The organism is Myxococcus xanthus (assembly GCF_006402735.1).
GTDB lineage: Bacteria > Myxococcota > Myxococcia > Myxococcales > Myxococcaceae > Myxococcus > Myxococcus xanthus_A.
Genome location: NZ_CP017174.1, coordinates 7,817,950 through 7,842,146, shown reverse-complemented (window position 1 = coordinate 7,842,146; position 24,197 = coordinate 7,817,950). Strand labels below are relative to the sequence as shown.

At 68.3% G+C, this 24,197-nt stretch carries 18 protein-coding genes; 9 read left to right on the top strand and 9 right to left on the bottom strand.

Going from position 1 to position 24,197, the window contains the following annotated elements; translation table 11 throughout:
• Positions 1–35: 35 nt before the first annotated feature.
• Together BHS09_RS32180 and BHS09_RS32175 are read right to left on the bottom strand one after the other, a co-directional pair.
• Entirely contained in the window at positions 36–1,676 is a 1,641-nt protein-coding gene (locus tag BHS09_RS32180) for an OmpA family protein (RefSeq protein ID WP_140795214.1), read from the bottom strand.
• Between the two features lie 24 nt (positions 1,677–1,700).
• The gene (locus BHS09_RS32175) at positions 1,701–5,573 is read right to left on the bottom strand and encodes a Kelch repeat-containing protein (RefSeq protein ID WP_140799923.1); all 3,873 of its coding nucleotides are present in this window, start codon (positions 5,571–5,573) and stop codon (positions 1,701–1,703) included.
• 327 nt (positions 5,574–5,900) lie between these two features.
• On the opposite strand from BHS09_RS32175, the gene BHS09_RS32170 reads away from it, so the two are divergent.
• On the top strand, positions 5,901–6,557 hold the full coding sequence (locus BHS09_RS32170; protein ID WP_140795212.1) for a TetR/AcrR family transcriptional regulator: 657 nt from the start codon (positions 5,901–5,903) through the stop codon (positions 6,555–6,557).
• Positions 6,558–6,591: 34 nt separating this feature from the next.
• Entirely contained in the window at positions 6,592–7,068 is a 477-nt protein-coding gene (locus tag BHS09_RS32165) for a VOC family protein (RefSeq protein WP_140795211.1), read from the top strand.
• A 66-nt stretch (positions 7,069–7,134) separates the two neighbouring features.
• On the opposite strand, the gene BHS09_RS32160 is transcribed toward BHS09_RS32165, so the two are convergent.
• Positions 7,135–8,337, bottom strand: coding sequence for a hypothetical protein (locus BHS09_RS32160; RefSeq protein WP_237079947.1), 1,203 nt, complete (start codon positions 8,335–8,337; stop codon positions 7,135–7,137).
• A gap of 335 nt (positions 8,338–8,672) precedes the next feature.
• Between BHS09_RS32160 and BHS09_RS32155 the strand changes: the two genes are divergently transcribed.
• Entirely contained in the window at positions 8,673–9,980 is a 1,308-nt protein-coding gene (locus tag BHS09_RS32155; RefSeq protein WP_140795210.1) for a DUF2185 domain-containing protein, read from the top strand.
• A 6-nt stretch (positions 9,981–9,986) separates the two neighbouring features.
• Here the strand turns inward: BHS09_RS32155 and BHS09_RS32150 are convergent, their stop codons facing one another.
• Both BHS09_RS32150 and BHS09_RS32145 read right to left on the bottom strand, forming a co-directional pair.
• On the bottom strand, positions 9,987–10,802 hold the full coding sequence (locus BHS09_RS32150; protein WP_237077656.1) for a spermidine synthase: 816 nt from the start codon (positions 10,800–10,802) through the stop codon (positions 9,987–9,989).
• Positions 10,803–10,941: 139 nt separating this feature from the next.
• On the bottom strand, positions 10,942–11,433 hold the full coding sequence (locus BHS09_RS32145) for a hypothetical protein (RefSeq protein WP_237077655.1): 492 nt from the start codon (positions 11,431–11,433) through the stop codon (positions 10,942–10,944).
• Between the two features lie 163 nt (positions 11,434–11,596).
• Here BHS09_RS32145 and BHS09_RS32140 point away from each other — a divergent pair, with 163 nt between their 5' ends.
• Genes BHS09_RS32140 through BHS09_RS32130 form a run of 3 tightly spaced genes read left to right on the top strand, consistent with a single transcriptional unit; the run spans position 11,597 to position 16,053 of the window.
• Complete coding sequence (locus BHS09_RS32140; protein ID WP_237077654.1) at positions 11,597–11,929, top strand: hypothetical protein; 333 nt, start codon at positions 11,597–11,599, stop codon at positions 11,927–11,929.
• The gene (locus tag BHS09_RS32135; RefSeq protein ID WP_237077653.1) at positions 11,926–12,888 is read left to right on the top strand and encodes a hypothetical protein; all 963 of its coding nucleotides are present in this window, start codon (positions 11,926–11,928) and stop codon (positions 12,886–12,888) included. The genes BHS09_RS32140 and BHS09_RS32135 overlap by 4 nt, the downstream gene beginning before the upstream one ends.
• Positions 12,889–12,900: 12 nt before the next feature.
• A complete protein-coding gene (locus BHS09_RS32130; RefSeq protein ID WP_140799922.1) occupies positions 12,901–16,053 on the top strand; it encodes a hypothetical protein in 3,153 nt (1,050 codons plus the stop codon).
• 71 nt (positions 16,054–16,124) lie between these two features.
• On the opposite strand, the gene BHS09_RS32125 is transcribed toward BHS09_RS32130, so the two are convergent.
• The gene (locus BHS09_RS32125) at positions 16,125–17,759 is read right to left on the bottom strand and encodes an MYXO-CTERM sorting domain-containing protein (protein ID WP_140799921.1); all 1,635 of its coding nucleotides are present in this window, start codon (positions 17,757–17,759) and stop codon (positions 16,125–16,127) included.
• A 595-nt stretch (positions 17,760–18,354) separates the two neighbouring features.
• Between BHS09_RS32125 and BHS09_RS32120 the strand changes: the two genes are divergently transcribed.
• Positions 18,355–20,961 (top strand): MXAN_6230/SCO0854 family RING domain-containing protein, encoded by a 2,607-nt coding sequence (locus BHS09_RS32120; RefSeq protein ID WP_140799920.1) that lies wholly within the window; start codon positions 18,355–18,357, stop codon positions 20,959–20,961.
• 110 nt (positions 20,962–21,071) lie between these two features.
• Here BHS09_RS32120 and BHS09_RS39730 read toward each other — a convergent pair whose 3' ends face one another.
• Positions 21,072–21,293 (bottom strand): hypothetical protein, encoded by a 222-nt coding sequence (locus BHS09_RS39730; RefSeq protein ID WP_237079946.1) that lies wholly within the window; start codon positions 21,291–21,293, stop codon positions 21,072–21,074.
• A 95-nt stretch (positions 21,294–21,388) separates the two neighbouring features.
• On the opposite strand from BHS09_RS39730, the gene BHS09_RS39725 reads away from it, so the two are divergent.
• Positions 21,389–22,261: a hypothetical protein gene (locus tag BHS09_RS39725; RefSeq protein WP_237079945.1), complete on the top strand. Its 873-nt coding sequence runs from the start codon at positions 21,389–21,391 to the stop codon at positions 22,259–22,261.
• 44 nt (positions 22,262–22,305) lie between these two features.
• The gene (locus BHS09_RS39720; protein WP_237079944.1) at positions 22,306–22,617 is read left to right on the top strand and encodes a hypothetical protein; all 312 of its coding nucleotides are present in this window, start codon (positions 22,306–22,308) and stop codon (positions 22,615–22,617) included.
• Between the two features lie 49 nt (positions 22,618–22,666).
• Here the strand turns inward: BHS09_RS39720 and BHS09_RS32110 are convergent, their stop codons facing one another.
• Together BHS09_RS32110 and BHS09_RS32105 are read right to left on the bottom strand one after the other, a co-directional pair.
• The gene (locus BHS09_RS32110; protein WP_237077649.1) at positions 22,667–23,320 is read right to left on the bottom strand and encodes a M23 family metallopeptidase; all 654 of its coding nucleotides are present in this window, start codon (positions 23,318–23,320) and stop codon (positions 22,667–22,669) included.
• Entirely contained in the window at positions 23,317–24,183 is an 867-nt protein-coding gene (locus BHS09_RS32105; protein WP_140799919.1) for a TolB family protein, read from the bottom strand. Before BHS09_RS32105 ends, BHS09_RS32110 begins: the two co-directional genes overlap by 4 nt.
• Positions 24,184–24,197 lie beyond the last annotated feature (14 nt).

Genomic DNA, 24,197 nt, shown 5'->3' with positions numbered 1-24,197 from the left:
GCGCCAAACCCTGGCCGCGAGTTTGGCGCGGGGGCTCAGCGCGCCGGTGACGCGCCTCCGGTCTCCGTGACGAACTCCACGCGGCGGTTCGTGCCGCGGCCCTCGGGCGTGTCGTTGGTGGTGAGGGGGCGGTCGGGCCCGTAGCCCTTCGCCGTCAGCCGCGAGGACGTGACACCGCGCTGAATGAGGTACGTGCGCACCGCGTCCGCGCGTTCCTGGCTCAGCGTGCGGTTGAGCTCGTCGGGGCCGGTGTTGTCCGTGTGCCCTTCAATGCGCAGCGAGAGGTCCGGGTTGGCCTTCAGGTAGTCCGCGACGGCGTCCAGGTTTCGCCGTTCCTCGTCGGAGAGCGTCGACTGGCCCACCGGGAACTGGACGTGGTGCTCGGTGGGCAGCCGCGTCGGCGCTTCGGTGGCGGGCGCCTGGGGCGCGGGCTCCGGCTTGGGCTCGGGGCAGCCACGGTGGGCGGCGACACCGGCCTCGTTCGGGCATGCGTCTTCACGGTCCACGACGCCGTCGCCATCCGAGTCGGTGTCAGGGCAGCCCTTGTTTTCGGCGGAGCCGGCTTCGTTCGGGCACGCGTCCTCGCGGTCCACGACGCCATCACCATCCGAGTCGGTGTCAGGGCAGCCGTCGTTCTCAGGCGGGCCGGCCTCGAGCGGGCAGCGGTCCTGCCCGTTGGGCACCGTGTCTCCGTCGTCATCCAGCGCGGGGCACTGCTCCGGCGTGTGACTCCGGCCGCTCCGGCACACGTCCTCCCGGGCGGGCGGCTGATGCGCCCAGGCGATGCCCGCGGCCGCGCGGATGGACGGCGTGCCCGGGATGTCCGTGAAGCCATGGCCGGCGATGGCGAAGGCCTCGAAGCCGCCGCCCACGGGCAGCCGCACGCCGCCCAGAAGCTCCAGCGCGAAGTCCGACTCCACCAGCGACTCCGCGGCTTGCAGCGCGATTTCGCCGCGCAGGCCCTTGCCGCGCGTGGACACGACGACGCCTTGCTCCAGCTCGGTGCCGAAGTCGCGTCCGGGCTCGTTCTCCGTGGAGCGGATGCGCACGCCCGCGCTGGCGCCGAGCACGACGGGGCCCAGCTCCCGGCTCACCGCGACCCGGGGCGCGACCTGGAGGCCCGCCCAGCCCTGTTGCCGGCCAAAGGCACCCGCGGTGCCACCGGGCGTGCCCACGTCCAGGCCCAGGCTGAGGAAGACGGGGGCGCCGTCCTCGCGCCGCAGCAGCGCGTAGCGGGCGCCCAGCTCCGGCGTGCCGAGGCCGAAGGCGTCTGGCGCGGAGATGCCCACCAGCGAGTCCGCGCCACTGCCGCCCTGATGGATGATGACGGGCAGCCGCGCGGACAGCTCCAGGTTGTCGACGGGCGACCAGGCGCCCGCGAGCCATCCGGAGACGCGGTAGTCGAGGATGGAGCGCTCCTGTCCATCACTGCCCTTGAGCAGGAGGATGCCGCGCTCGTAGCCGGCCATGAGCATCAGCCGGTAGGCGCCCTTGGGGAGCACGTGTCCCGTGTCCACGAGCATGGAGTCCGTGGCCGCGGGGGTGAAGCGAAGCCGCTCCAGGTCGATGGGGACGATTGTGCCCGTGGTGCTTTGTGCCAGGGCATTGGGCGCGATTGATGCGATGAGCGCTGCCAGCGCCCAGCTCCGAGCCTGTGTACGCAAGGTGAAGTCCATTCGCGAAAGAGGGTGACGTACGGGTCAGTGCGAGGCGTGGCGCGAGCGGCGACGCAGGCCGCTCCACGATGCCAGAACCACCAGGATGGCCAGGGACGAGGCAGCGCCACCGCCTGAGGCCTGGCAGCCGCCTCCGGCGATGGAGATGACCGTTGCCTGGACGGTGACCTGGAACGTGCAGCGGGCTTCATTGCCCGCTGCGTCCGTGGCGGTGACGGTGACGGTGTTGTTGCCGTGCCGGAAGGTGCTCCCCGATGCCGGCGAGGACGTGACGGCGGGCGTCGAGACGCCGTCCGTGGCCTCGGGCAGCTCGAAGGTCACCGTCGTGCCCGACGCATCATCGGAGGTCGTCCGGATGTCGGCGGGGCACGTCAGCGCGGGCGGGGTGCTGTCCCGCACCTCGACCTGGAACGTGCACGTGGCCCGGTCGCCCGAGGCGTTCTCCGCGATGGCGGTGACGGTGGTGGTCCCCAGCGGCAGCGTGCTGCCTTCCTCGGGTTCATAGGTGATGGCGGCCGGCCCTCCGTCCCCGGGAGTCGCGGTGGCGGGCGGCCAGTTGCCCGGGGCGCCATCCGGTCCCGTTGCTTCCAGGACGGTGTTCGCGGGGCAGGTGATGGTCAGGGGCGTGGGGGTATTCACGGTGACGCCCACCGAGGCCTCGTTGCTGTCCATGCCGCAGTCACTGACGCGGTAGGTGAAGCTGTCGGCGCCCACGTAGCCCGCGTTGGGCGTGTACCGGAGGTTCGGCGGCGTGCCGGTCAGCGTTCCATGCTGGGGCGGCGTGACGATGGTCCACGTCAACGTCTGGTCCACGTCCGGGTCGGTCGCGGTGAGCGTGACGTCCAGCGGGACGCCGGAAATCGTGGCGATGCTCACGGCCTCCGCGGTGGGCGCGGTGTTGGCGCGCACCAGCACCATGCGCCCGCCCGGAATGGCGTTGGCGAAGATGGACAGGGCATACGGGCCCGGAAGCACCTCCGCGGGCACTCGCACCGTCGCGCGCGTGGCGGACATGTCCGTGGCGGGGAGCGTCCAGAGCCGCCCGCCCTCGGCGGCGCCCAGGCGCACCAGGGGGAAGTCCGTTGGCGAGTCCAGGTAGTTGCTGCTGGATGCGCTCGAGATGCCCCGGAAGCCCTGGCCTTCGATGACGGTGGGGCAGGTCTGGTAGAGCGTCTCTGGCGCAGAGACGACCGGACGCCAGGCGGGAAGCGCGAGGACTTCCTCGTAGCGCTGGGCCGTGGTGGCGGCTGTGCCTCCCGCGAGCAGGACCTCGCCCGTGGGCAATGCAACGGCGACGGCCCCACCCCGCACGTCGGGCGCGATGACCGGTGTCCAGGTCCGCGAGGGGGCTCCGTAGGTTTCGGCCGAGGCCACGTAGGTGTCTGGGGCGCTCAGGCCGCCCGCGACCAGGAGCGTGCCGGAGGGCATCAGGGTGGTGGTGTGGCGCCAGCGCGCTTGTGTCAGCGGGCTGTCCGGCGTCCAGGTGTTCGCGGCGGCGGAGTACCGCTCCGTGGTGGCGAGCGCCACGCCTCCCGCGACGCCGCCCGCCGCCAGGAGTTCGCCGGAGGGCAGCAGCGTCAGCGTGAAGCTCTCGCGGCCCAGGGCGAGGGCGGCGATGGGCGCCCAGGTGTTGGTGGTGGGGTCGTACACCTCCGCCGACGCGAGGGCTGCTCCACCCGCGTCACGTCCGCCCGCGATGAGCACCCGTCCATCGGGCAGCAGGGCGGCGGCGTGCGCGGTGCGCGCCCCGGCCGCGGACGCCGCGGCGGTCCACGCCTGGGTGGCCGGGTCGTACAGCTCCGCGGAGGCGAGCACGTCCGCGCCGTCCTGGCCACCGATGACGAGCACCCGTCCATCCGGCAGGCGCGTCGCGGTGTGCAGATGTCTCGCGCGGGTGGGTGACGCCGCGGGGCTCCAGGTGTTCGTGGTCGGCGTATAGCGCTCCGCCGTGTTCAGCGTGCCGCCTGCGTTCGTGCCACCCACGACGAGCACCTCGCCCGAGGCCAGCGTCGTCGCCGTGGCATCCGCTCGCGCGGTGGAGAGGCCCGCGGCCGCGGACCAGGCGTTCGTCGTCCGGTCATACAGCGAGGCGGACGCCAGCGCGGTGCTTGCTCCGTCACGGCCACCCGCCACGAGGACGCGGTTCGTGGGCAGCAGCACCATCAGCGGGTCAATGCGAGGAGCGCCCAGGGTCCCCGCCGCGGCCCATCTCTGGACGCCAGGGTCGTAGACCTCCGTGTCCGCGTAGAACGTGAGTGACGGATTGGAGTGGAAGCCTCCGGTGGTGAGCACCTTGCCGGAGGGGAGCAGGGTCGTCGTGCTGTTCTCCCGGCCAGTCGCCATGGAGCCCGCGAGGGTCCACGTGCCGGTGGCGGGGTCGTAGAGTTCGGATGCTGGTTGGGCATCTCGCGCGGCGTTGGAGCCGCCCACGACGAGCACCCGGCCGTCGGGCAGCAGCGTGGCGGTGTGGCCGTTGCGCGCGAAGTTCAGGCCGCCGGTGGCCGTCCACGTGTTGGCCGTCGGGTCATAGAGCTCGGCATGCGTGGTGACGATACCGCCCGAGGTGAATCCGCCCACGAGCAGCACGCGGCCATCGGGGAGCAGGGTGGCGGTGGCGTAGTGCCTTGGGACCAGGGGCGGCGCGGCGGCGGTCCATGTTCCCGCCACCGGGTCGTAGAGGTCGGCGCCCGGGACTTCGTCGTCCACGTTGTTGAAGCCGCTCACCGCGAGCACCTGCCCGTTCCGCAGCAGCGTGGCGGTGTGGGAGCGCCGGACCCTCAGGAGGCTGCCGGTCGGGAGGAACGTGTTGCTCGCGGGGTCGTACAGTTCGGCGGTCGCGAGGTTGCTGCCGCCCGCGATGAGGAATTGACCGGAGTCGAGCCGCGTGAGGGTGGCAAGGGAGCGGGGCGCGGCCATGGGGCCCGTGGCCGACCATGTGTCCGTCGCGGGGTCGTAGATGCGCCCCGACGTGGCGCCGTCCGCCAGCACGAGCGCCCGCCCGTCGGAGAGGCGCGCGGAAATGGCGACGTTGCCTGAAATCCCGGCGGCGGCCGCCGCGCTCCAGGTGTCGGTGTCGGGGTCGTAGCGTTCGGACGAAGCCACGAAGCCCAGGCGGTTGACGCCACCGACGACCAGCAACTGGCCGGTGCCGAGCAGGACGCCGGTGTGCTGAGCGCGGGCCTCCGCCATGGCGGCGGTGGAGGACCAGCCCGGGTCGACGACGAGCGGCGCGGTGAGCCCGGCGAGGGAGACTTCGGTCGTGATGCGGACCTGCGCGCCGTCCACGTCGAACACCTGGGTGCGCGGATTCATGCGTCCACCCGCGAGCCGCGTGCTGCCCGCGCGCGAGTGGCCGTTGGCGTCTCGCACCACGGCGGGATGGAAGCGGAGCACGGGTCGCGCGCTTTCATCGAGGAACTGGAGGTAGTCGCCCGTGTCCTGGATGCGCCGGACGGAGGCCGGCAACGTGACGGTGTACTCGGCGCGGTGCGACGGCTTGTCGCCGCGCGCCTCCGGTACCGCGTCCAGAATCCACGCCTCCTCGACCCGCGAGGTGCGCCAGCCCTGTGCGGTGGTCTGCGTGCTCCCCGCGGGCCACCAGAGGTGCCGCTCGCCCTGGAACGCGGCGAAGCGCTCGCGGTGGAGCGTGCCCGGGGTGGAGGCCGCCGGCTGGACCTGGAAGGTCAGTCCACGCGTGGTCAGCGTCAGCCCTCCGTCATTCCCGAGCTGGGCCTCGAGCTGCCGGGCCGAGGGCGCTGAAGGGGCCGGACCCGTTTCGAGGTCGGGGAAGTAGGCCAGCGCCAGCGCCAGGGCGCTGGTGGCGGAAGGGGCCTGCTTCCACTGGGACAAGGCCTGGCCTCGTGCGGCGGCCAGCGCGTCGTCACCCGGAGGCGTCAATCCCTCCTTCCCGCATGACAGGAGGATGACGCTCCCCACGAGTATCAGGCGCCTGCTCCAGACCGCGCGATGTGACTGCATCCAGGAACTCCGGTTCGAAAGGAGCGGCGGGGCGGCTCGAGCCGTGTCCCCGACGCTGTGAGTCATTTCCAACGGATTATCCGCTGCATGCTCGGATGGGCAACGTCGACCATGTCTCAGGTGTGCGTTCTGTGTGTCTCCTGGCTCACTGTGCTGGAAGCTTCCGTTCCCCCTGTCGCGGAGCGGGTGTGTCACCCCGTTGCTTGACAGGGTGGGCGCGGATTCAATACATACCAACCAGTTTGTATGAGCCAGGTGCCCACCCGACGAAGGCGTGACGCCCCCGAGACGCGGCGTCAACTCATCGCGGCCGCGACACACCTGATGATGCGTCGGGGGTTTTCTGCGACGACGGTGGACCAGATTTGCGCCGAGGCCGGGCTGACCAAGGGCAGCTTCTTCCACCACTTCGAGTCGAAGGAGGCGATTGGCCTCGCCGCGATGGCCGCCTTCGCGGAGATGGGCATGGGGCTGTACGCCGAGGCCTGGGACGGGCCCGACGTGGACCCGCTGGAGAAGCTGCACCGGCTGCTGGACGTCATGAGCGACCTGGCTCGCCAGCACGGCGAGCTGCTCACCTGCATGGTGGGCATGCTGTCCCAGGAGCTGGCGCTGTCCAACGCCACCGTTCGCCAGGCGGGCGAAGGCCACATGCAGGCCTGGGTCGGCGCGGTGGCGGGGCTGCTCACGGAGGCGAAGCGGCTGCATCCGCCGCGCGTGGGCTTCGACCCCGACGCCGTGGCCTGGATGCTCTACAGCACCTGGCAGGGCTCGATGCTGGTGGGCAAGACGCGGCAGCGGCCTGAAACAGTCATCGAGAACCTGCGCCAGATGCGCACGTACCTGGATGGGCTCTTCGAGTCGCCGGTGAAATCAAAGTCCAAGCAATCCAAGCGCGCCTGACGCCGGGCGCATCCTGAACAGAGGAGAACGCACCATGCAGAAGATCACGCCCTTCCTGTGGTTCGACGGCAACGCGGAAGAAGCGATGAAGTTCTACGTGTCCGTCTTCAAGAAGGACGCGAAGATTCTCAGCCTCAACCGCGCCGGGGATTCGGACACCGCGCCGGTCGTTTCTGGCACGTTCCAGCTTCATGGACAGCGGTTCATGGCGCTGAACGGAGGGCCTCACTACAAGTTCACCGAGGCCATCTCCCTGTTCGTGGACTGTCAGACGCAGGAAGAGGTGGATGAGCTGTGGTCGAAGCTCCTGGAGGGAGGAGGCCAGACGCAGCAATGTGGCTGGCTCAAGGACCGCTTCGGCCTGTCCTGGCAAATCATCCCGTCCGTGCTGGGGACGATGCTGAATGACAAGGACCCGGAGAAGGCGCGCCGGGTGATGGAAGCCATGCTGGGCATGGTGAAGCTCGATATCCAGGGCTTGCAGCGCGCGTACGACGGAGCGGGCAGGTAGGTTGCCCGACGGCACGGGGTGGTGCCGCCCCCTGTCCGTACGGGGCAGGGGGCCGCTTTCAACGCATTACTGCCGCACGATCCGGATTCCGTGCCAGCTGCAGCCGACCCTGGCGCGGCCCAGGAAGCTGCCGGCCTTCATGTCGTACGAGTACGTGCTCTGGCCGATCGCCACGTTCCAGTCGAAGGTCCAGCTGTTCTTGTGGCTGTAGCCCTGGTGCTTCTCGGCCTTTCCGAGCGTCATGCGGAACCGGTTCTGCTCTTTCAGTGAGTTGACCTTCTTGGTGTATTCCGCGTACCGGGTGATGTAGGACGCGTCGATTGCGTTGATGATTCCTCGTTCGATGCCAGCCCACACGTTGTTGAGTTGGCCTCCGATGAATTGGTTGAGCTGGCTGTTCACAAAGGAGTTGATCTGCGCCTGAGTGAGGTTGAAGCGGAGGGCGTTGATGTTGACGTCGATGTTCATCGCGTCGAACAGCCAGTTGCCTAGCTTGAACTTGACGAGCTTCGTGAAGTTCGGCTTGAAGAGCGTGTTGTAGGTTTGCGGTGTGGGGAAGATGTAGCTGGTATGCAGGTCCATGTTGTCGAAGCCGACAACGATTTCATCCGCATACGACGGGCCCCAGTACTTCACGAAGAGCGCCTTCTTCCTGCGCTGGAGCTTCCCCTTGATGGAGATGGAGCGGAACAGAAAGAGGTTGAGCTTCTTCGTCTTGAAGATGAAGCGCCGGTCACCGAACTGCGTGGTGCCTTCCTTGTTGAACCCGCTTCCCACCGTCAGCAATTGATAGGCGGGCAGCGACGGGTTGCACTTGTCGCCACCTGATTCGCCCTTGAGCTGTTCCTGCGCCATCACGGTGGCGAAGGGGGAGTTGGCCACACATTCGAACTCGTCGGTGCCGTCGTAGTCGTCGACGATGAAGCCACAGCCGGCCGTCCGCCAGGCATTGTTGGGCTTCGAGGAGACGGAGACCTGGCGGATGGCGGTGGAGCCCGGCCAGAACTTCTGGCAGTAGGAGAGGCCGCCGATGTTGCAGCCCGAGGTGCAGTCAGGGTCCTCCGTCCAGGCGCCCCCAGGAGACTGGTGGCTGTTGACCTTGCCGCAGTAGCGCGAGAAGCGCCCCAGCACCGTGGCTGAGCTGGACAGCGCGGTGTCGAGCCCTTCTGTGGATACGTCCTCGGAGGATTCGTTCGCCTCCTCAACCTGGGCTGTGAAGCCAGCCTCCGTGGAAGCCGTGGAGGAGGGGGGGCTCGCTGGGCGTGCCACATCCGCCGGCCAGGGCGGCCCAGGATGTCAGGATGAGTGTGTAGACGTCAGGTTTCCTATTCATGGATGTTCTCACGTTCGGGGCGTTCTGGAGGCCGCTGCGCTCATGGCCTTGGGTTGAGGGCCAACTGTGGATTTGTTTGGCTTCAAGCCCCGCAGTTCAAATTCGCACAAATGAGCCGGAATGCGCAATGTCAGTCTAATTCTCGAAATTTGGTTATTGAGCAGTGCTTGCGCTCGGCTGGAGTTGGGCTGCCGGAGCCGCGTCTGGCGCTTGAGGTGCGGCCTGCGCCTTTCGGAAGTGTGTGCGTCCGCGCTGAAGCTAGAGTGGTCTGATGGTGAAATCCGCAGTGACTCTGGCGCCCGTGCTGCTGGGCGAAGTCGACCTTCCCGAGGGCGTGCTCGTCATCCTCGACCCGGGACTTGCGCGCTTCTGGCGTCACGATGCGGAGCCGGCGTCTCCGAGGAAGAAGGACCCCGCGCAGTACGACTTGCGCCTCACGGGCGCTGATGCGGCGGCGGCCGGGCGTGCCTATGACCGCGAGTTCGACGCCCGGTTCTTGTTCGATCGGACGGACCCCGAAGACGCCATGGCGCACTTCGCCCTGTTCGCCCGGGAGAATGGCTTGGATGCCCGCGCGGAGGTGATGCCAACGCGCATCCCTCATGCCGAGCGAGCCCGGCTTGCCGTCGAACATGGAGGAGGCCTGGGCGTGGTGAAGTACAACGGCCTCTGGGCCGTGGCGGCGGGTGGACTGCCCCGCGAGCGGAGCCTGCGTGTCTGGGGCATTCCCATGCCGCGGGGCGCGTTCGAGGGGCGTTGGCAATCCATCGACATCGTCGTGGATGACACGGCGGAGCCCGTCCGGTCGGAGGAGGTGGCGGGGGTGATGGTGGACCATGGCCAGCTGCTGTTCGCGGGGCTCGGACCGTTGGGACACTTCCGGATGTGGGAGCCGCTCGATGGGCTGGCGGACTATGTCTTCCGCGGTGAGGACGCGCCAGCGCTCGCCCGGGAGCTGGGCGCCAGTGACTTCGGTAACGGGCTGTTCGGCTGGAAGGACCTGCCCATGGAACGCGTGGGGGAGAAGGCGACGCCGTTGCAGGCGCGCATCGAAGCCGAGTCTCTCGCCGTTGGCGTCGACTACCGGCCGCACTGCAACCTCGAACGCCTGAATGCACAGCTGCGCGAGAGTCCGGAGGACACGGGGATGCTCGTGCTCGACGGTGCGCGCGTCGTCGGATGTGGCAATCGCTGGGGTGATGGCATCTTCAACGTCAGCCGGCACCTGGACGCGCGGGGCCACACGGTCCGCATCCGGGTGGAGCTGGGGACCGAACAGCGGCAGAAGATGATGCGCCGCCTCCAGTTGCTTCAGCGGGGTGCGATTGTCAGCCGGACCATCCTGGATGACGGAGAGCCCATCCGCTTCGCCGAGCGGATGACGCCGCACGCGTCCGAGGACAGCGGCTGGGCCTTCTCATCGGGTGTCGAGGATGAGGCCTACATGGACGAGCCGTCGAACTTCACGGTGGTGCCGTTGCGCGTCCTCGTGGCCCGGTTCAAGGCCCTGGAGGCCATCCTGGATGCCCCTGTCGGCGCGTTGTTCCGGCTCGAAGGAGAGCGCTTCGTCCAGGAGTAGGGCGCGTCAGCCGCGGCCGCTCGCGGGGAGGCGGCTTCGGCTCACACGGCGGGCCACCCGCGCGCGGAGGTTGAAGGGCACGCCCCACTCGCGCGCGAGCCGCCCGGCGCGTGCCAGCAGCTCCGCCCGAAGGGGCCTGTGCGCATGGGGCAGCCCCACGAGGATGCGGTTGTCCGATGCCTTCACGTCGAAGGCATAGAGCTGGGGGAAGCTGGCCTTCCACAGTGGGTCCATCAGCGAGCCGGGCCGGCCTGACGTCCGGAGCACGTTGCCCACCACCACCCCGTCCGGCGTCAGCCTCGCCTGCGTGGCCCGCAGGAACTCCTGCGTCGCCAGCGCCGGCGGGATGCTTCGCGTGCCGTAGGCATCCAGGATGATGACGTCATATGGCGCCCCGGGTGATTCGATGAAACGCCGTCCGTCCGTGAGATGGGCGTGCAGGGCCTCGTCCTCGTGGAAGTCGAAGTAGCGCCGGGCCATGTCCAGCACCTGGGGCTGGATTTCCACCGCGTCGATGTGCGCGTGCGGGAGCACCGCGCGGAGGAAGGTGGGGATGGTGCCGCCTCCCAGTCCTACGACGAGCAGGCGCGAGGGCTCGGGCACGAAGGCCAGCGTCGCCGCCACCGCTCGCGTGTAGTCCAGCTCCAGGCGCAGAGGGAAACCTGGCCACATCGCGCTCTGGAAGGCGCCAATCCACCCGAACTGGAGGTAGCGGCGGCCCTCGTCGTCCTCACTGACGATGATGGGACCACTGGCGGACTGCGCGACGTGCAGAATCGTGCGGGGAAACTCGAAGGCGCGGGAGACGCGCGCCAGGGCCACGACGCTTCGGTGGCGCTGCCTCGCTCGTGAAGGCTCCTTCGGTTGCCACCGGGCGGAGCTGGCGAGTGCCGTCCTCCAGGGCCTCGGGCCCCACGCTTGTCCTGCCTGACGCATCCACCTCACGCCCCGAGCATACGGGCTACTCGGCGCAGGGGAAGGATGTGTCGAGCGTCTTGCTGTCCTTGAGTCCACCGCCCGTCAGCGTGGCCGTCACCTTGACCTTGGTGGCGCAGTGGTACGGGAGGATGAAGGGCACCTGCGTGACGCCATTCTCCGCGAGCACCGCCAGCTCGCGCGTCTGAGTCACCTTCCAAGCAGGCCGGTCACCCGCCGCTTCGGAGGACTCCTTGGGCGCGCTGACCAGCAGCTTCAGCTTCAGCGGCGCGTCACCCTCATAGGTCCCTTGGAGTTTCACGACGATGAAGGCGTCCACGTTCATCCCGTAGGGGTCGGAAGCCGCATCCGTCGCGACCACGGCGCCCTGCTGCCGGTCGTAGACCTGGGCCTGGATGTCGCTGATGGTCACCTTCGGCGCGGCGGCCTTCGGTGCGGCGGAGACGCTGCCCGCGGGGCCCGCCAGGAACAGTGCCAGGCCCATGGAGAGGGACCGCAGGTGGAATCGGGTTGTCATGGCCGCGCACTGTAGTCCCGGCGCGAAGCCCTCCGGCAGGGCAGGCTGGAAGTGGCATTCCAAGAGCATTGATTTTACTTCGATTACTTCTATTCCTGCTTTGGGGCTGTTGATAGCCTCCGTGCCCGCCATGCTGAGAATCCGTCCGGAGCAGATGGCTTTCATGAACGCGCAAGGGCGCGAGCGCTTCATCGAGGAGACGCTCCAAAGCCTGCCCTCGGTGTTTCCGGGAGACGTGCGGCTCCAGGATGCCCGGGCCCTGCGCGGCGCGGTGGAGGATGGCATCGCCCATGCCGAGCGTCACGGCATCACGGACGCCCGTGAGGTGACGTTGTACGTCTTCTTGTTCATCGAATACGGACCCGGGTTCGAGAAGGCGCCAGCCACCCGCTGGATGGGAGACCTGCTCTCGGACGCTCGGCGGCCGGCTTCCGAGAAGCTCAATCTCATCTATGCGCGCTTGGAGCTGGCTCAGGCGCGCCAGGGGGAAGGATGAATCTCGACGCCGCCCTGAAGGCCGCGGAGAAGACCGCGTCGACCGTCGTGGGGACTTCGACCCTTCCCTGTGCCGAGCACCGGACGGGACTGTTGGTGCTCGTCTATCGGACAGACACCCAGGAGATGCTGGGGCAGGTCCAGGTGTCGCTGTCGGGACGTGCCATACGGCTCATTCCTCCCGTGTACGATCCGCACCGCAGCAAGTCCATGCAGCCCAAGGGCCGCGTCCTGCGCTACGCCGTGGATGACATGACGGCCGCGACGCAAGGCGACGGCGTGGCTCGGTTCCTGCCCTTGGATGCGGGGGCCTACACCGTCACGGTGGATGGCCTCTCGGCGGTGGACGACCTGCTCCTGAATCCAGGGGCCCGGGAGCAGCCGGTGCTCTTGAACACCTGCCCGGTGTGCCTGGTCCCAGTCGAAGTGGGGGCGCGCCCCGAGTTCCTGCTGCAATGGAAGCACGATGCCGCGGGCGTCAGCGGCGTGGAACTCATGCTGGGGGATGCCCATCCCCTGGCTCAGGCCACGGGGACCTCGGGCCTGGCGGGATGGAGCGGGGAACCGCTGGTGCCCGGGTCCTATCCGCTCGCCCTGCGCTTCGCGGGAGGCGGCAAGTTCCAGCTCTATTCCGCCACGGGCCAGTTGCTGGACGCCGCACCTGTGCTGGATATCCCCGCGGGCCGGCCTCACTTCCACTTCCAGGTCCAGCGGCTGGGACAGTTCAAGCTCGCCGTCCAGCTCCAGCGGCCCGACGGGACGACGGCGCCCGTCGACCGGCCGCACGTCACCGTCCAATGGCCGCCGAGTGCCTCGCCAAAGGAGTGGGTGCTCGACCAGGGCGTCAGTGCGGACATTCCCCTGGTGAATGGGCCTCAGACCGCGTTGACGCTCGACGCACTCGAACTCGAGGACGACGGTGCCCCCGAAGTCTTCGAGTTCATTGCCTTGAACCCGTAACGGAGGGCGTCCATGCCTCCTGTCTTCGCCCTCCGGTCGGATTCCAACAAGATTGATGTGACGCACCCGCAGACGCTGGGTGAGTTGCTCGACACGAACGGCCTCAGCGGCCGGTTGAACGACGTGGCCCTCTACAACTGGGGCACCCTCGTCCCGGTGGAAATCAACCGCGCGCTGGTCGAGCTCGTGGGTTGCGCCAGGCCGGAGACGGACCCACTCGCGTCGCTGCTCGACCCCGCGCTTGGACCGAAGCCCTTCATTCACAAACCCGAGCCGTGGAAGCCCGCCGCGCCGCTCGCCCTGGACACGGAGCACACCGTGCAGGTGCGGCGACGGTTTCCTGCTCCGGCGGTGTCCATCCGCAAGCTCACCCGGTGGTTCCTGCCTTCCTCCGGCACCTGCGAAGCGGAGTACGTGCTGGAAGGTGTTGCCTCCAGTGCCGACAAGGTGGACTTCGAGGTCCACGCCCATGGGTATCACTCGCTTTCGCCCCAGGGCGGGCAGGTGGCCTGCGACACGGATGCGACGGAGGCGGGCTCCACGCACCTGTTGCGCCGGCGCAAATGCTACGAGGTCGCTGACAGGCGGCCGCCCGCCGTGGCCCAGAAGCTCCCGGACTGGAAAGGGGAGAGCGAGGCCACGCAGGGCGTGCTGAAGCGGGAGGGCACGGGGACCTTCATCCACCACGGCTGCGCGCCCTATGACGTGCTGGTTCGGTACTACAAGGATGACCGGGACAACGCGGCGAAAATCCTCCTGGCGCCGTTCGCTCCACGCTGGAAGCCCGTCAAGGGCGCGGACCCCGAGCTCGACGAGGACACGCTGAGTGTCTCGTGGGAGCTGCAAGGCGACCACGGCAAGCTCAAGCGGGGGCAACTCGTCGTCTGGGACAAGGACGACAACGTGGTGTTCTTCGCGCCCCTGGACGAGCAGCAGCTCCGGACCCGGAAACGCTACGAGTTCCTGAAGGATGCGCGGAAGACGTGGGACAAGGCCGCGATTCGCCGCGACCAGTTGCCCTACCGGGTGCAGCTCCAGGCGCACAGTGACGAAGACGAACCGCTGGGCCTCGCGCTGGCCGTGATGCCCACCCAGGTCCGCGCCTTCGACTATGCGCAGGTGCAGTTCATCGCCTTCAACGTCAAGCCGGGGACGAAGCCTCGCGTGCCTGGACCCGGAATCGACTACCTGGGCGACGCGGACCCGGACGTCGACATCCAGAAGCGCTGCGATGTGATGAAGGATGCCATTCGGCTCGCGGCGGCGGATGGCCACGTACGTCCCGAGGAGAACGTCCTCAAGTTGTTCATGGCGCCGGAGTTCTACTTCCGAGGAAAGGACGGTGGATATCCGGTCGAGAAGCTCTGGGACGTCACGCGGCAGCTCCGGCAGGAGACGGACAAGCCGGAGTATGCAGACTGGCTCTTCGTGTTTGGCAGCGCCATCGGCTACCTCCCGCACGAGGAGTTGGATGCGGTAACGGGGGCGCCCACCGGGACGCCGCTCACACATGGCGGGGAGGGGCAGGTCCACGCGGTCCTCCTCGATGCCGACACGACCGGCGTGGATGACGTCCTCACGGTCACGCTTTCGCGCCCTCCCGACACGACCTGGAAGGTGCGTGGGGTTGGGAAGAACCACGCACTCAAGGGCGTCGCGACGACGCTCACGCCCGACGAGTACCAGCTCACCGTGGACGGCAAGAGCGGCCTTGCTCCAGGCCCTGTCGTGTTGTCCGAGCCCGTGGCTTGGATTGACACCGTTGACCAGACGGGGGCCTGCACGGAGGTCGTGGTCAACTCCAGGGTGTGCTCTCGCATCTTCATCCCGTCGTCGGGCGCCGCGCCTGCTGCACCGTGGAAGCTGCGCACGGGGCCCGAAGAGGACGACATCAAGGGGTGTGTGCCGCTGGGGGCGGGCCGGTACCGCCTCACGCTGGCGAACAAGAAGGCGGGCTTCGCCAGCGGGTCGGCGGAGCTCGTCGAGCCCAAGTCGACGGAAATCTTCAACGTCGTCATGGTCCAGAAGGGCTGGCCAGCACCCCTGCTCAGCCAGGGGCTGAAAGGGGCCGCCGTCTACAAGGAGTATGTCTCCGCCATCGATTTCGTGGGACCCAACTCCCACAATGCCAATGCCTGGTTCGACGCGACGGGCTTGGGCCGGCGTATCGAAGTCCATGGCGCCACGGACAGGCTGGCGCTTCCCACGGAAGGCTCCACGGACGTACCGGCGGCGAGCCCCAACCGGGTGGGGCTGGGAGCCACCTGGTTGAACCGGCCGAACCGCGTCGGGTCGGAAATCAACCTGTCGGGCGACGGAGGTGGCTCGGTGGTCACCGTGGATGGCGTCACCCTGGGCCTGGAAGTCTGCCTGGACCACGCCATGAACCGGTTGGACCTTTTCTACCACGGGGGGAACAGCCCCGTTCCCCCATTCGGGCCGCAGGCCCCTGGCGCAGTGGCTGGCGACCCGCGGGTGCAGGTCCAGCTCATCCCGTCGTTCGGCATGTCCATTGGCCGTGGGAAGCTGTGCACCTGGAAAGGGGCCCCGCGGCCCGGTCTGGTGTTCAACGTCGATGGTCAGCGGTGCGCATCGGTGGCACGCGTGACGGATGGCGCCTACTCCTGCGATGACCATCCGGCCATGCATGCGACCGTGCCGGGCCTTTGCACCCATGACAAGGAACTGCGGTGGTGCGTCGGCTGTAACAAGACGCGGAGCGCGCCCGGGGACTGCCCGACTCACGGTCCGACCGAGGCGCGGCATCTGTGCGGCTACGCCTGGCAAAGGTGGCAGTGTGGGGTGGGCGGCTGTACCAATACCATGCCCTGCCTCGTACATCCCTATCCCCCAGCGCCTCCTCCGCTTGGCTTCAACTGGTGTCTGAAATGCAGCAAGGAATTCCCCATGGGCCCGCCTTGCCCCACCTGTGGTGGCCCGCCCGCGCCATGTCCTGAGTCATACAAGGTGGGGACGACCTGCTCCAAGCACGCTCCCGCGCTCCCTCAGCGATGCAATGCGCCGCTTGTCTCCATGGGGCAGTCCATCGCCACGGTGGGTGGTCCCACCCAGGTGAATTCCAGCCACGACCCGGCCTTCTTCGACGAAGGGGGACACGTGCTCGTCTATCCCGCGCAAGTCCTTCCGCGTCCCGACGTCTTCTGAAGCCGTGGCGGGGGCCTCGAGCGTCGAGGCTCCCGTCGGAGCGTTCCGCCTCCTGCGCGACCTGAACGGACCTACTGGCCTCGCGCCGGGTTCCGCCTCCGCCGGAGGCCCAGGACACCGAGGAGTGCGAACGCCAGTGGGCCCGCGAAGCTGGCTCCAGCGGCCGCGCAGCCACCCGAGCTCTCGGCGTCGTCCGGCTGCTGCGGCGTCGTGCCCGCATCCGAGGGTGTGCCCGTGCCCGCGTCAGTGGGCGTGCCTGTTCCCGCATCCGTGGGTGTTCCTGGCCCCGCGTCGGGCTCGGTGCCCGTGCCTGCGTCCGGCGTCTCTGTCCCTGGCTCGGAGGCATCCCCATACGCGCCGATGTGGGCCGGGCTCACCTGGGCGCGCGGCTCTCCCGCGGTGTGTTTCACGTACTGCCAGGTGACGGGCTCGCTGCTGGTCTCGGCGGGGAGTGTCACCGCCTGACTTCTCAGGGCGGAGGCAGCGGCCAGGCGGAAGTCCTGTCCGGCGAGGTTGATGAACCCGGGGTCGGCTCCGGTGAGATTCCCTCCCGCATCCACCACGGCGCCAGTGAGCGTGCCGAAGGTGCTCACGTAGCCGGGCTTGTACCAGTTGCCGCCATGGCGGAGCGTGCCCGCTTCGTCCGTGAGGGACAGCGTATTGCCATTGGCCGCGGCCACCAGCACCACGTTGTTCGTCACGTGCGCCGTCTGGTTCTGGTGCGACAGCCGCAACAGCGTGGTCCGGTCCGTGCGGCTGGACACCACGGTGTTGTGGAAGAAGTAGAGCGTGCCCCGGTAGTTGGCCGTGGTGCCAGAGTCGCCGCCGAAGTGGACGATTTGCCGGTTGCCCGCGCCCTCGGGCTCCAGCAGGACGTTGCCGTAGACGAAGGTCCGCGCATACGACGGCGCCGCGCGCAACGTGCCGCTGGACGAGTCCACCAGGTCGAGCTGCCGGTTGCCGCCTTCAATCCAGTTGTACCGGATGACACTGCCCGCGGAGCGGTCCTTCAGATTGTTACCCGGGCACCCGCTGCAGAGCGGGCCGAAGCGGTTGAACTGGTAGGTGAGGCCCAGGGCTTCGGTGTACGTGTTGTGCTCGTAGATGCTGCCGGGATTGCCGTTGCCCAGGATGTGGCTGTGCTCGACGGTGACATTCGACGCCTGATTGGCGATGAACAGGCCGTTGCCGCTGTCTTCGAGCACGCAGCCTCGGATGGTGATGTGCTCGCCCTTCTCGATGAAGATGGCGGCGGCGTTGTCCAGGTAGGTGGACGCGCCATTGCGGCCGGTGAATGCGCCGCGTGCCCGGCGCAGGTGGAGGTTCTCCACCACCAGGTGCGCGGGCAGCGTGTCCGCGGGCCGGTTGGAGCCACCAATCTTCAGGATGCCGCGCTCCTCGCCCCAGTAGTTGAGCTGCGAGCGCGTGGTGGCGTTCTCGCCGACGATGACGGGCAGATTGCCCTGCGCGTCCTTCACGCCGCGCACGGTGATGGGCGCGGCGGCCGTGCCCCTGCGGCCCAGGACCCACTTCTCCGCGTAGGGCGTGGGCCGTGCGTGGACGAAGACGGTGTCCCCGGGCTCGAGTGACTCCCACGGCACGTCACCCAGGCGGGTGTACTGCTGGTCGGGGCCCACGCGGTAATCCGCGGCCTGGACGGCCAGCGGCTGGAGCAGGACGAGAAGGGCGGCTCGCGAGAGGTTCATGTCTCGCAGTCTGACGGCTCCGCCCGGTCCAGGTCCACGAGGGCTGACGCTCCTCAAGGACACGGGTGAAGTGCACCGGGAAGTTTGTAGGCGGGGCGTCCGCCCGGCTCAGGCCGCGCGAACCAAACGCCGCCCGTTTCTCGCCTGCCTCCGGCTGGTCGCGCAGCACCTCTTCCCGCATCCGTTCGTTGAGCGCGGTGTGGCCCACGTCCACCGCGGCGTGCTCAGGGATGAAGGTTACGGCTTCATCACGGAGCGCGCATGGCCTCCACGCCTCGTTCAGAGCGCCACACGGCTTGTTTCAGAATCCCTGTCAGGCGCGATGCCCGGCGTCTCAGTGCGAGGAAGGGCGCCTTGCGTGACTCGAATCAATCGGCGGACCTGCCCGCCAGGTTTCCGAGGCAAGGGGGCGGGCGCCCAACGACAGCATCGTGGTGATTGACGCCCGGGGAGACAGCCGCGTGCTTCAACGGTAGCGGCGCCCCGCCGGGCCCTGATAGGGTTCCCCACGGGGCGGCCCTGGGTGTGCTTCCTTCTCACTCTAGAGGTAGCGGATCCGCTCTCCGCCCCGTTTTTCCTCCCGCTTGGAGTCACCATGGGCTCCCCTTCGCTCGACGTGACGGGCGATACCGCCGCGCTGCTGCTCCGGACCACGGGGCTTGTCTTCCTCCCCGCCGGACTCTCGCCCAGCGGTGATTCGCAGGCACGGGAGCAGGGCATGGATGCCTTGGAGGCGGACCTCGCGGGGGTGGGCTACACGCTGGACGGCACGCTCCGGGAGGCGCTGCTCGCGCTGCCCACCGAGGTCATGGCGGCTTCCGGCCGCTTCATCTACGACAACTGCGCGGCGCTCCGGGGGACCAACCGGCCCTTCGTTCCATTGTTCCGGAACTTCCCCGAAAGCGTGCCGCACGACACCCGGCGGTTGTATGTGCAACGGATGCTGGGCTGGTTGTTCCAGTCGCCGGAACAGCCGTGCATCCACTGTGGCGCGCAGGGCACGGTGCATGCGCTGTCGCCGTGCGCCCACCTGGTCTGCGAGCGGTGTTTCGACGGGAGCGACTACAGCGCGTGTCCCATCTGTCACCGCCGCTTGTCTCCGTCCGAGCCGTTCCTCAAGCCCACGGAGCTCAAGGCCGCCGCGGTCGTGTATGGCCCAGCCGCCGGCCGGTTGACGCGGCTGTCGCTGGGGACCGACCCGGATGCCACGGGAAGGGAGGTCATGCGACGCCTGGTGGCCCGGTCCACGGTGCTTCGCCCCAGCGAAGTGATGTTGCTGAGGATGCTCGTCTCCGCCGTGGGTGTGCGCATCCTGGGATGGCTCCCACCGCGCATCCCGGTGAAGGAGACGCTGGCGCACGTCATGGGCCTCCTGCTTCGGGATGCCCACACGGCGGGAGACGTGCTGGCCAGCGCCTCGGCACACGTGAAGACCGCCACGGACGTGCTCCGGGTGCTCGTCGCGTGGGCAGGCGGCAACCCCGACCTCACCGTCAAGATTCCGTTGAAGAGCCCTCCGCGTCCGGTACGGCGCGCCGTCCTGCGGATGCTGGAAGGCTTCTCCTTGCTGAACCTCACCGAGGACCTCCGGCGCCACCCTGGCCTGTGGAAGGCCCAGGCGAAGCTCCTGCATGTCTTCGAGGAGTGGCAGCGCCATCCGAAGGTCGCGCTCGCGTTCGCTGTCTTGCGTGAGACGGTGTTGGTGCCGGAGACACCCTTCGGAGCAGCAGTGCTGCGTCTGGCCAGCGAGCATCCGGCGGCCTTTGAAAGGCTGGAGGTCGACGGAGGCATCCGCCTTTACTTTCGCTCCTGGGCTTCGCACGTCGAAGCGGCGCTGGACGAGCGCGATGTCCGCGGCGCGCTGCGGCTGCTGCGGCAGCGGCCCGGCGAGTTGCTGCGCCGCTTGGACCATGTGAGCCGCCTGGCTGTGGCCCAGTCGGGCTCCGCCGCGCTCGACCCGGAGCTGCTCGCGGCGCTCGAGGCCGTGCTGCCTCGGGGCGCGCCCGCGCTGCTGCTCACCGCCGCGGCGCACCTGCGTCAGCGGCACAAGCCGTTCGCCAAACGCGTGTTCTTTCCCAAGGGCGAGGCCACCCACGCCTGGGGCATGGAGGACAAGCGCCCCTTGCTCCCCGGTGACGCCATTGGCCAGCTGGTGGCGCCGCTGGAGCGGGAGTTGTTGCGCCGGGCGGAGGCCCTGCCGGCCTTCCCTCACGCGGTGCTCGATGAGGCCCTGGCCGATCTGCTGGTGCCGCTGGCGGAGAAGACGGCCTCTCGGGCGTTGGTGGCGGTTCCGCGTGGAAGCCTGCTGCCGCTGCCGGAAGGGAAGACCTTGCGCTTCTTCGTCCACTGGACGGAGCCCAAGGGGACGCGGGTGGACCTGGACTTGTCGGTGGCCTTCTACGACAAGGATTGGTGGCTGGTGGACCTGTGTGACTTCACGAACCTGCGGCTGGCCGACGACGCCGCGGTGCATTCGGGGGATGTCACGTCCGGCCCACTGCCGATGGGAGGCGCCGAGTTCCTGGACGTCCATGCCCCGCGACTGCTGGCGCAGGGCGTTCGCTACGCCATCCCGGTGGTGTTCTCCTATAACAGCGTCTCGTTCGACCGCATGGAGGACGCGTTCGCGGGCTTCATGGTCCGGGAGGGAGAGGGCGGACCTCACTTCGATGCGCGCGCGGTGGAGCAGCGCTTCGACCTGCAAGGGAGCGGGCAGATTTCCGTGCCGCTCGTCATCGACCTCGTCGAGAAGCAGCTCCGTTGGGTGGATGTGAAGGTTCCTCCCGAGGATGGCTTCCAGAGCGTGCACCGCTCCCGGGGGGAGCTCGCGAACCTTGGAAAGGACACCCTGGCCTATTTCGGAACCGGCGCCCGTCCGACGCTCTGGGAACTGGCCTGCCTTCACGCCGCCGCGCGCAGCCGCACGGTGCAGGTCCGGCGACGAGATGGCACCGTGTCCGTCCTGAAGCGGGGCTCGGGCGAGGACACCGCCGCCTTCCTGCGCAGGCTGCGTGGCATTGAAGCGGATGCCACCACCCACGGCTTCACGCCCGGCACGTCGCCCACGTTCTTCGCGGGGATGACGGACCTCCCGTCGCTCCCGGCAGGCAGCGAGGGCTATGCGCTGCGCTTCCTCCACACGTCCGCGGAGTCCGTTGCACGGCTGGCCGCGGGTGACCTGGTGTCCGCGCTGAAGGCCTAGCGCGCCCCAGGTGCACCTGGATGGAAGTTTGAATGGGGAGTGGATGCCTGTGATTGGGCGTTGGACACCTCGCGGCCCCCGGCTCCCCAGTTCACGAAAATCCTGACATGTCAGCGCCATCCTGAGTGTCTCAGGTGTGTTTTGGAGGTTGTGATGGCGTTGAATGTCTTCAGGAAATGCGCATCCCTGCTCGTGGGTTCTGTTTCACTCTTCGCCATGACGGCCTGTGGGCCGATGGATACGGAACTGGAGGAGGCGGAGGTCGGCACTTCGCGTGAGGCGTTGTCGACCATCAGCCACGGGAGCAGCTCCACGGCCAGCGCGACGAACACCACGTCCCTCACGTTGAGCGTGGGTCTTCTACAAGGTCCCCGGTGGCGCCGAGCCCGCCAGCTACACGTTCGGCATCACCCCGCCAGGCAGCGTCATGAACAACGTCGCGGGAAGCATCTCCGCGTTCTCCGGCGTGGACACGGCCAACCCCATTGATACGCACAGCGGTCAGAAGAACGGGCTCATGCCGAACTTCGACACGCCCCCTATCACCACCAGCTCGGCGCAGGGGCGGGCGGTCTGGTTCGGCTCGCAAATCTGGGTGGGCTCGGCGTGCCCCTCAAGCCCCATTGGTCCGCCTTCAGGGTTCACGGAGGCGTTCGACACGTGCCTCGCCTCTCCGGACACGGGGCTCGTGTACAACATGGCCCACAAGGGCCTGGGCGCGGCGGGTGCGCATCCGGCGTTCAATGGCAGCTCGCCGTATCCCAACACCAACGTCGCGCAGGTCGTCGCGCTGCGGGCCGCGTGGGCACCGACGTGCTCCGTGGGAGACACCTTCGCGAGCACCTACACCACGGTGGGGACGGTGGCGTCCCCGGATGTCATCGAGCCGTCGGGCATCGCCGCCAGCCGCATCATGCCGGGCGTGCTCTACGTCCACAACGAGGACACCACCACGGTGGTCGCCATCAGCACCACCAACGCGGGCACGCTGGGCACCTTCAACGTGGCCAACGTAACGCCCGCGGACTGGGAGGACGTCGCCACGGGGCCGTGCCCGGCCGGCTCCTGCATCTTCATGGGAGACACTGGCCGCTCCAGCGCGAACTTCCCCGTGCCGCCGAACGAGTTCGCCGTCTACCGCATCCCCGAGCCCGACATCGGCGCGGGCCAGACGAGCGGCGCGCTCACGGCGGAGAAGTTCCCCTTCGTGTACCCGGACCCGGCGAAGGACGCGGAGTCCATCATGGAGCACCCGACGACGGGGACATCTACGTCATCACCAAGGCGGCCAGCGGGCTGAGCAAGGTCTACAAGTTCCCCAAGCCACTGCCCGCGCCGGGGACGATGTCCACGCTGATTTTCGTGGCGGACATCCAGTTGCCCACCTCGGATGACACCAACTTCGCGCGTGCCACCTCGGCGGCCATCCACCCGTGCGCCAACCGCTTCCTGCTGCGCACCTACCGCAAGGTCTATGAGTTCCGCGCGGCGCCGGGCGCGGCCTTCGAGACGGCCTTCGCGGCCACGCCCGTGTCGCTGACGGACACGGTGGAAGGGCAGGGCGAGGCCATCGAGTACCAGGCGGATGGCGCCGGTTACTTCACGATGAGCGAGAGCCCGGTGCCGACCCGGCTGAAGCGCGTCGCCCGGCAGTAGCCGGTGGAGGGGCCCTGGCCTGGTGTGGCCAGGGCCCCCTGTCCGCGGGTTACTGACAGGCGATGCCAGGCAGCCCGCGGTAAGCGCCTTGCGACGTCCAACGCGTGAAGGGCGTCCCGCAGGATCCGCCGTAGGGGTCATCCGTGCCGTAGCCGGGCACCCAGTATTCGAAGTGCAGGTGCGGTCCCGTGGATGCGCCGGACGAGCCCACCTGGGCTACCCAGTAGGCACACGCGAGCGAGGTGTTCCGGGCGAACTGCTGGGTGAACTTCTTCAGGTGCCAGTACATCGTCTTGGAGCCGTCCCCGTGCCGCATGATCATGTAGTTGGCGGTGTAGAGGCCGCAGGCGGCGTAGGGGTTGCTCTGGTTCCAGTAGTTGCAGCGGTCGTAGTAGCCATCCACCGCGGACTCGATGACGCCGCTGGCGGCGTTCATGACCCAGACGCCGTAGTCCATCTTCGCGAACCCACCCGACAGGGCGTAGTCCGTGCCGGTGTGGCCGCTGTATCGCACGCCGCCGCACGCGTAGTCCCTGCCGCCGTAGTCCTTGTAGGCGCTGACGACGCAGCCTCCGTTGCCGCACTGGTCCCCGAGCATCGAGATGGGAAAGCGGAACATCGTCTGGGCATGAGACGCGGCGGGAAGCGCCAGCAGGGTGAGGGCCAGCGCCAGGGTGAGCTTCCGTGCCATCGCGCGAATCATCGGGCATCTCCCAGGTCCGGAGCCGCCTGACCCGTGCGTACGTTGATCTTCCAGAACGCGCCGCCGCCGGCGTTGTAGCGAAGGACGTCATTGTCGAGCCATTCCATGTGGTGGCTCGAGACGGGAGGGGGCACGAAGTTGACGGGGACCCCTTCGAAGAGCATCCAGTTCTCCATGCCGATATTGGTGAGTTGCCGGGGGGCCTCACCCTCCACCGAGGTGACGTAGAATGACGCCACGCTGGTCCTGCCGGACACGAAGACCACCGTCTTTCCGTCCGGGGAGATGGAGGGCGTCGCGTCCACGCCAGGCCCGTCCGCCAGCACCTTCACGCGGCCGTTCAGGTCGATGATGCCCACGGACGTCTCGTGCGCCTCGTTCCCGCGGCCCTTCAGCGTGGCCACCAGCGCGTCACCCTTCGCTGTCGGGAACAGGTCTCCGCCCACCCGCTGTGCCAGCAGCTTCTCGCGGCCGCCGGGGGCGCGCAGGCGCAGGTTGCCCTCGCCGTCCAGCAGCGCCACGTTGGGCCCCACCAGGCGCGCCTCGCGATACTTGAACTCGCGGTCCACCACCTTCACGGCGCCGGTCGCCTCGTCGTAGTGGACGATGGCCAGCAGCGGCAGTTCATCCGTGCCCAGGGGCTGCGTTGGGATTTCGGCGACGATGCCCGCGAGCATTCCCGGGCCCTGTCCGAAGAGGTTGATGAACCGGGCCTTGGGACCGAACTCTCTCTGGACCGCGGGGGCGATGCTCTCGCGGGCCTTTGTGACGCGGCGAAGGTCCGCGGGGTTCATGCGCTCTATTGCCGTGGCGCTGGTTGCGGCCAGGGTCAGCGTCGCGAGCGCGAGGATTGATTTTCTCATCTCTCACCGAGGAA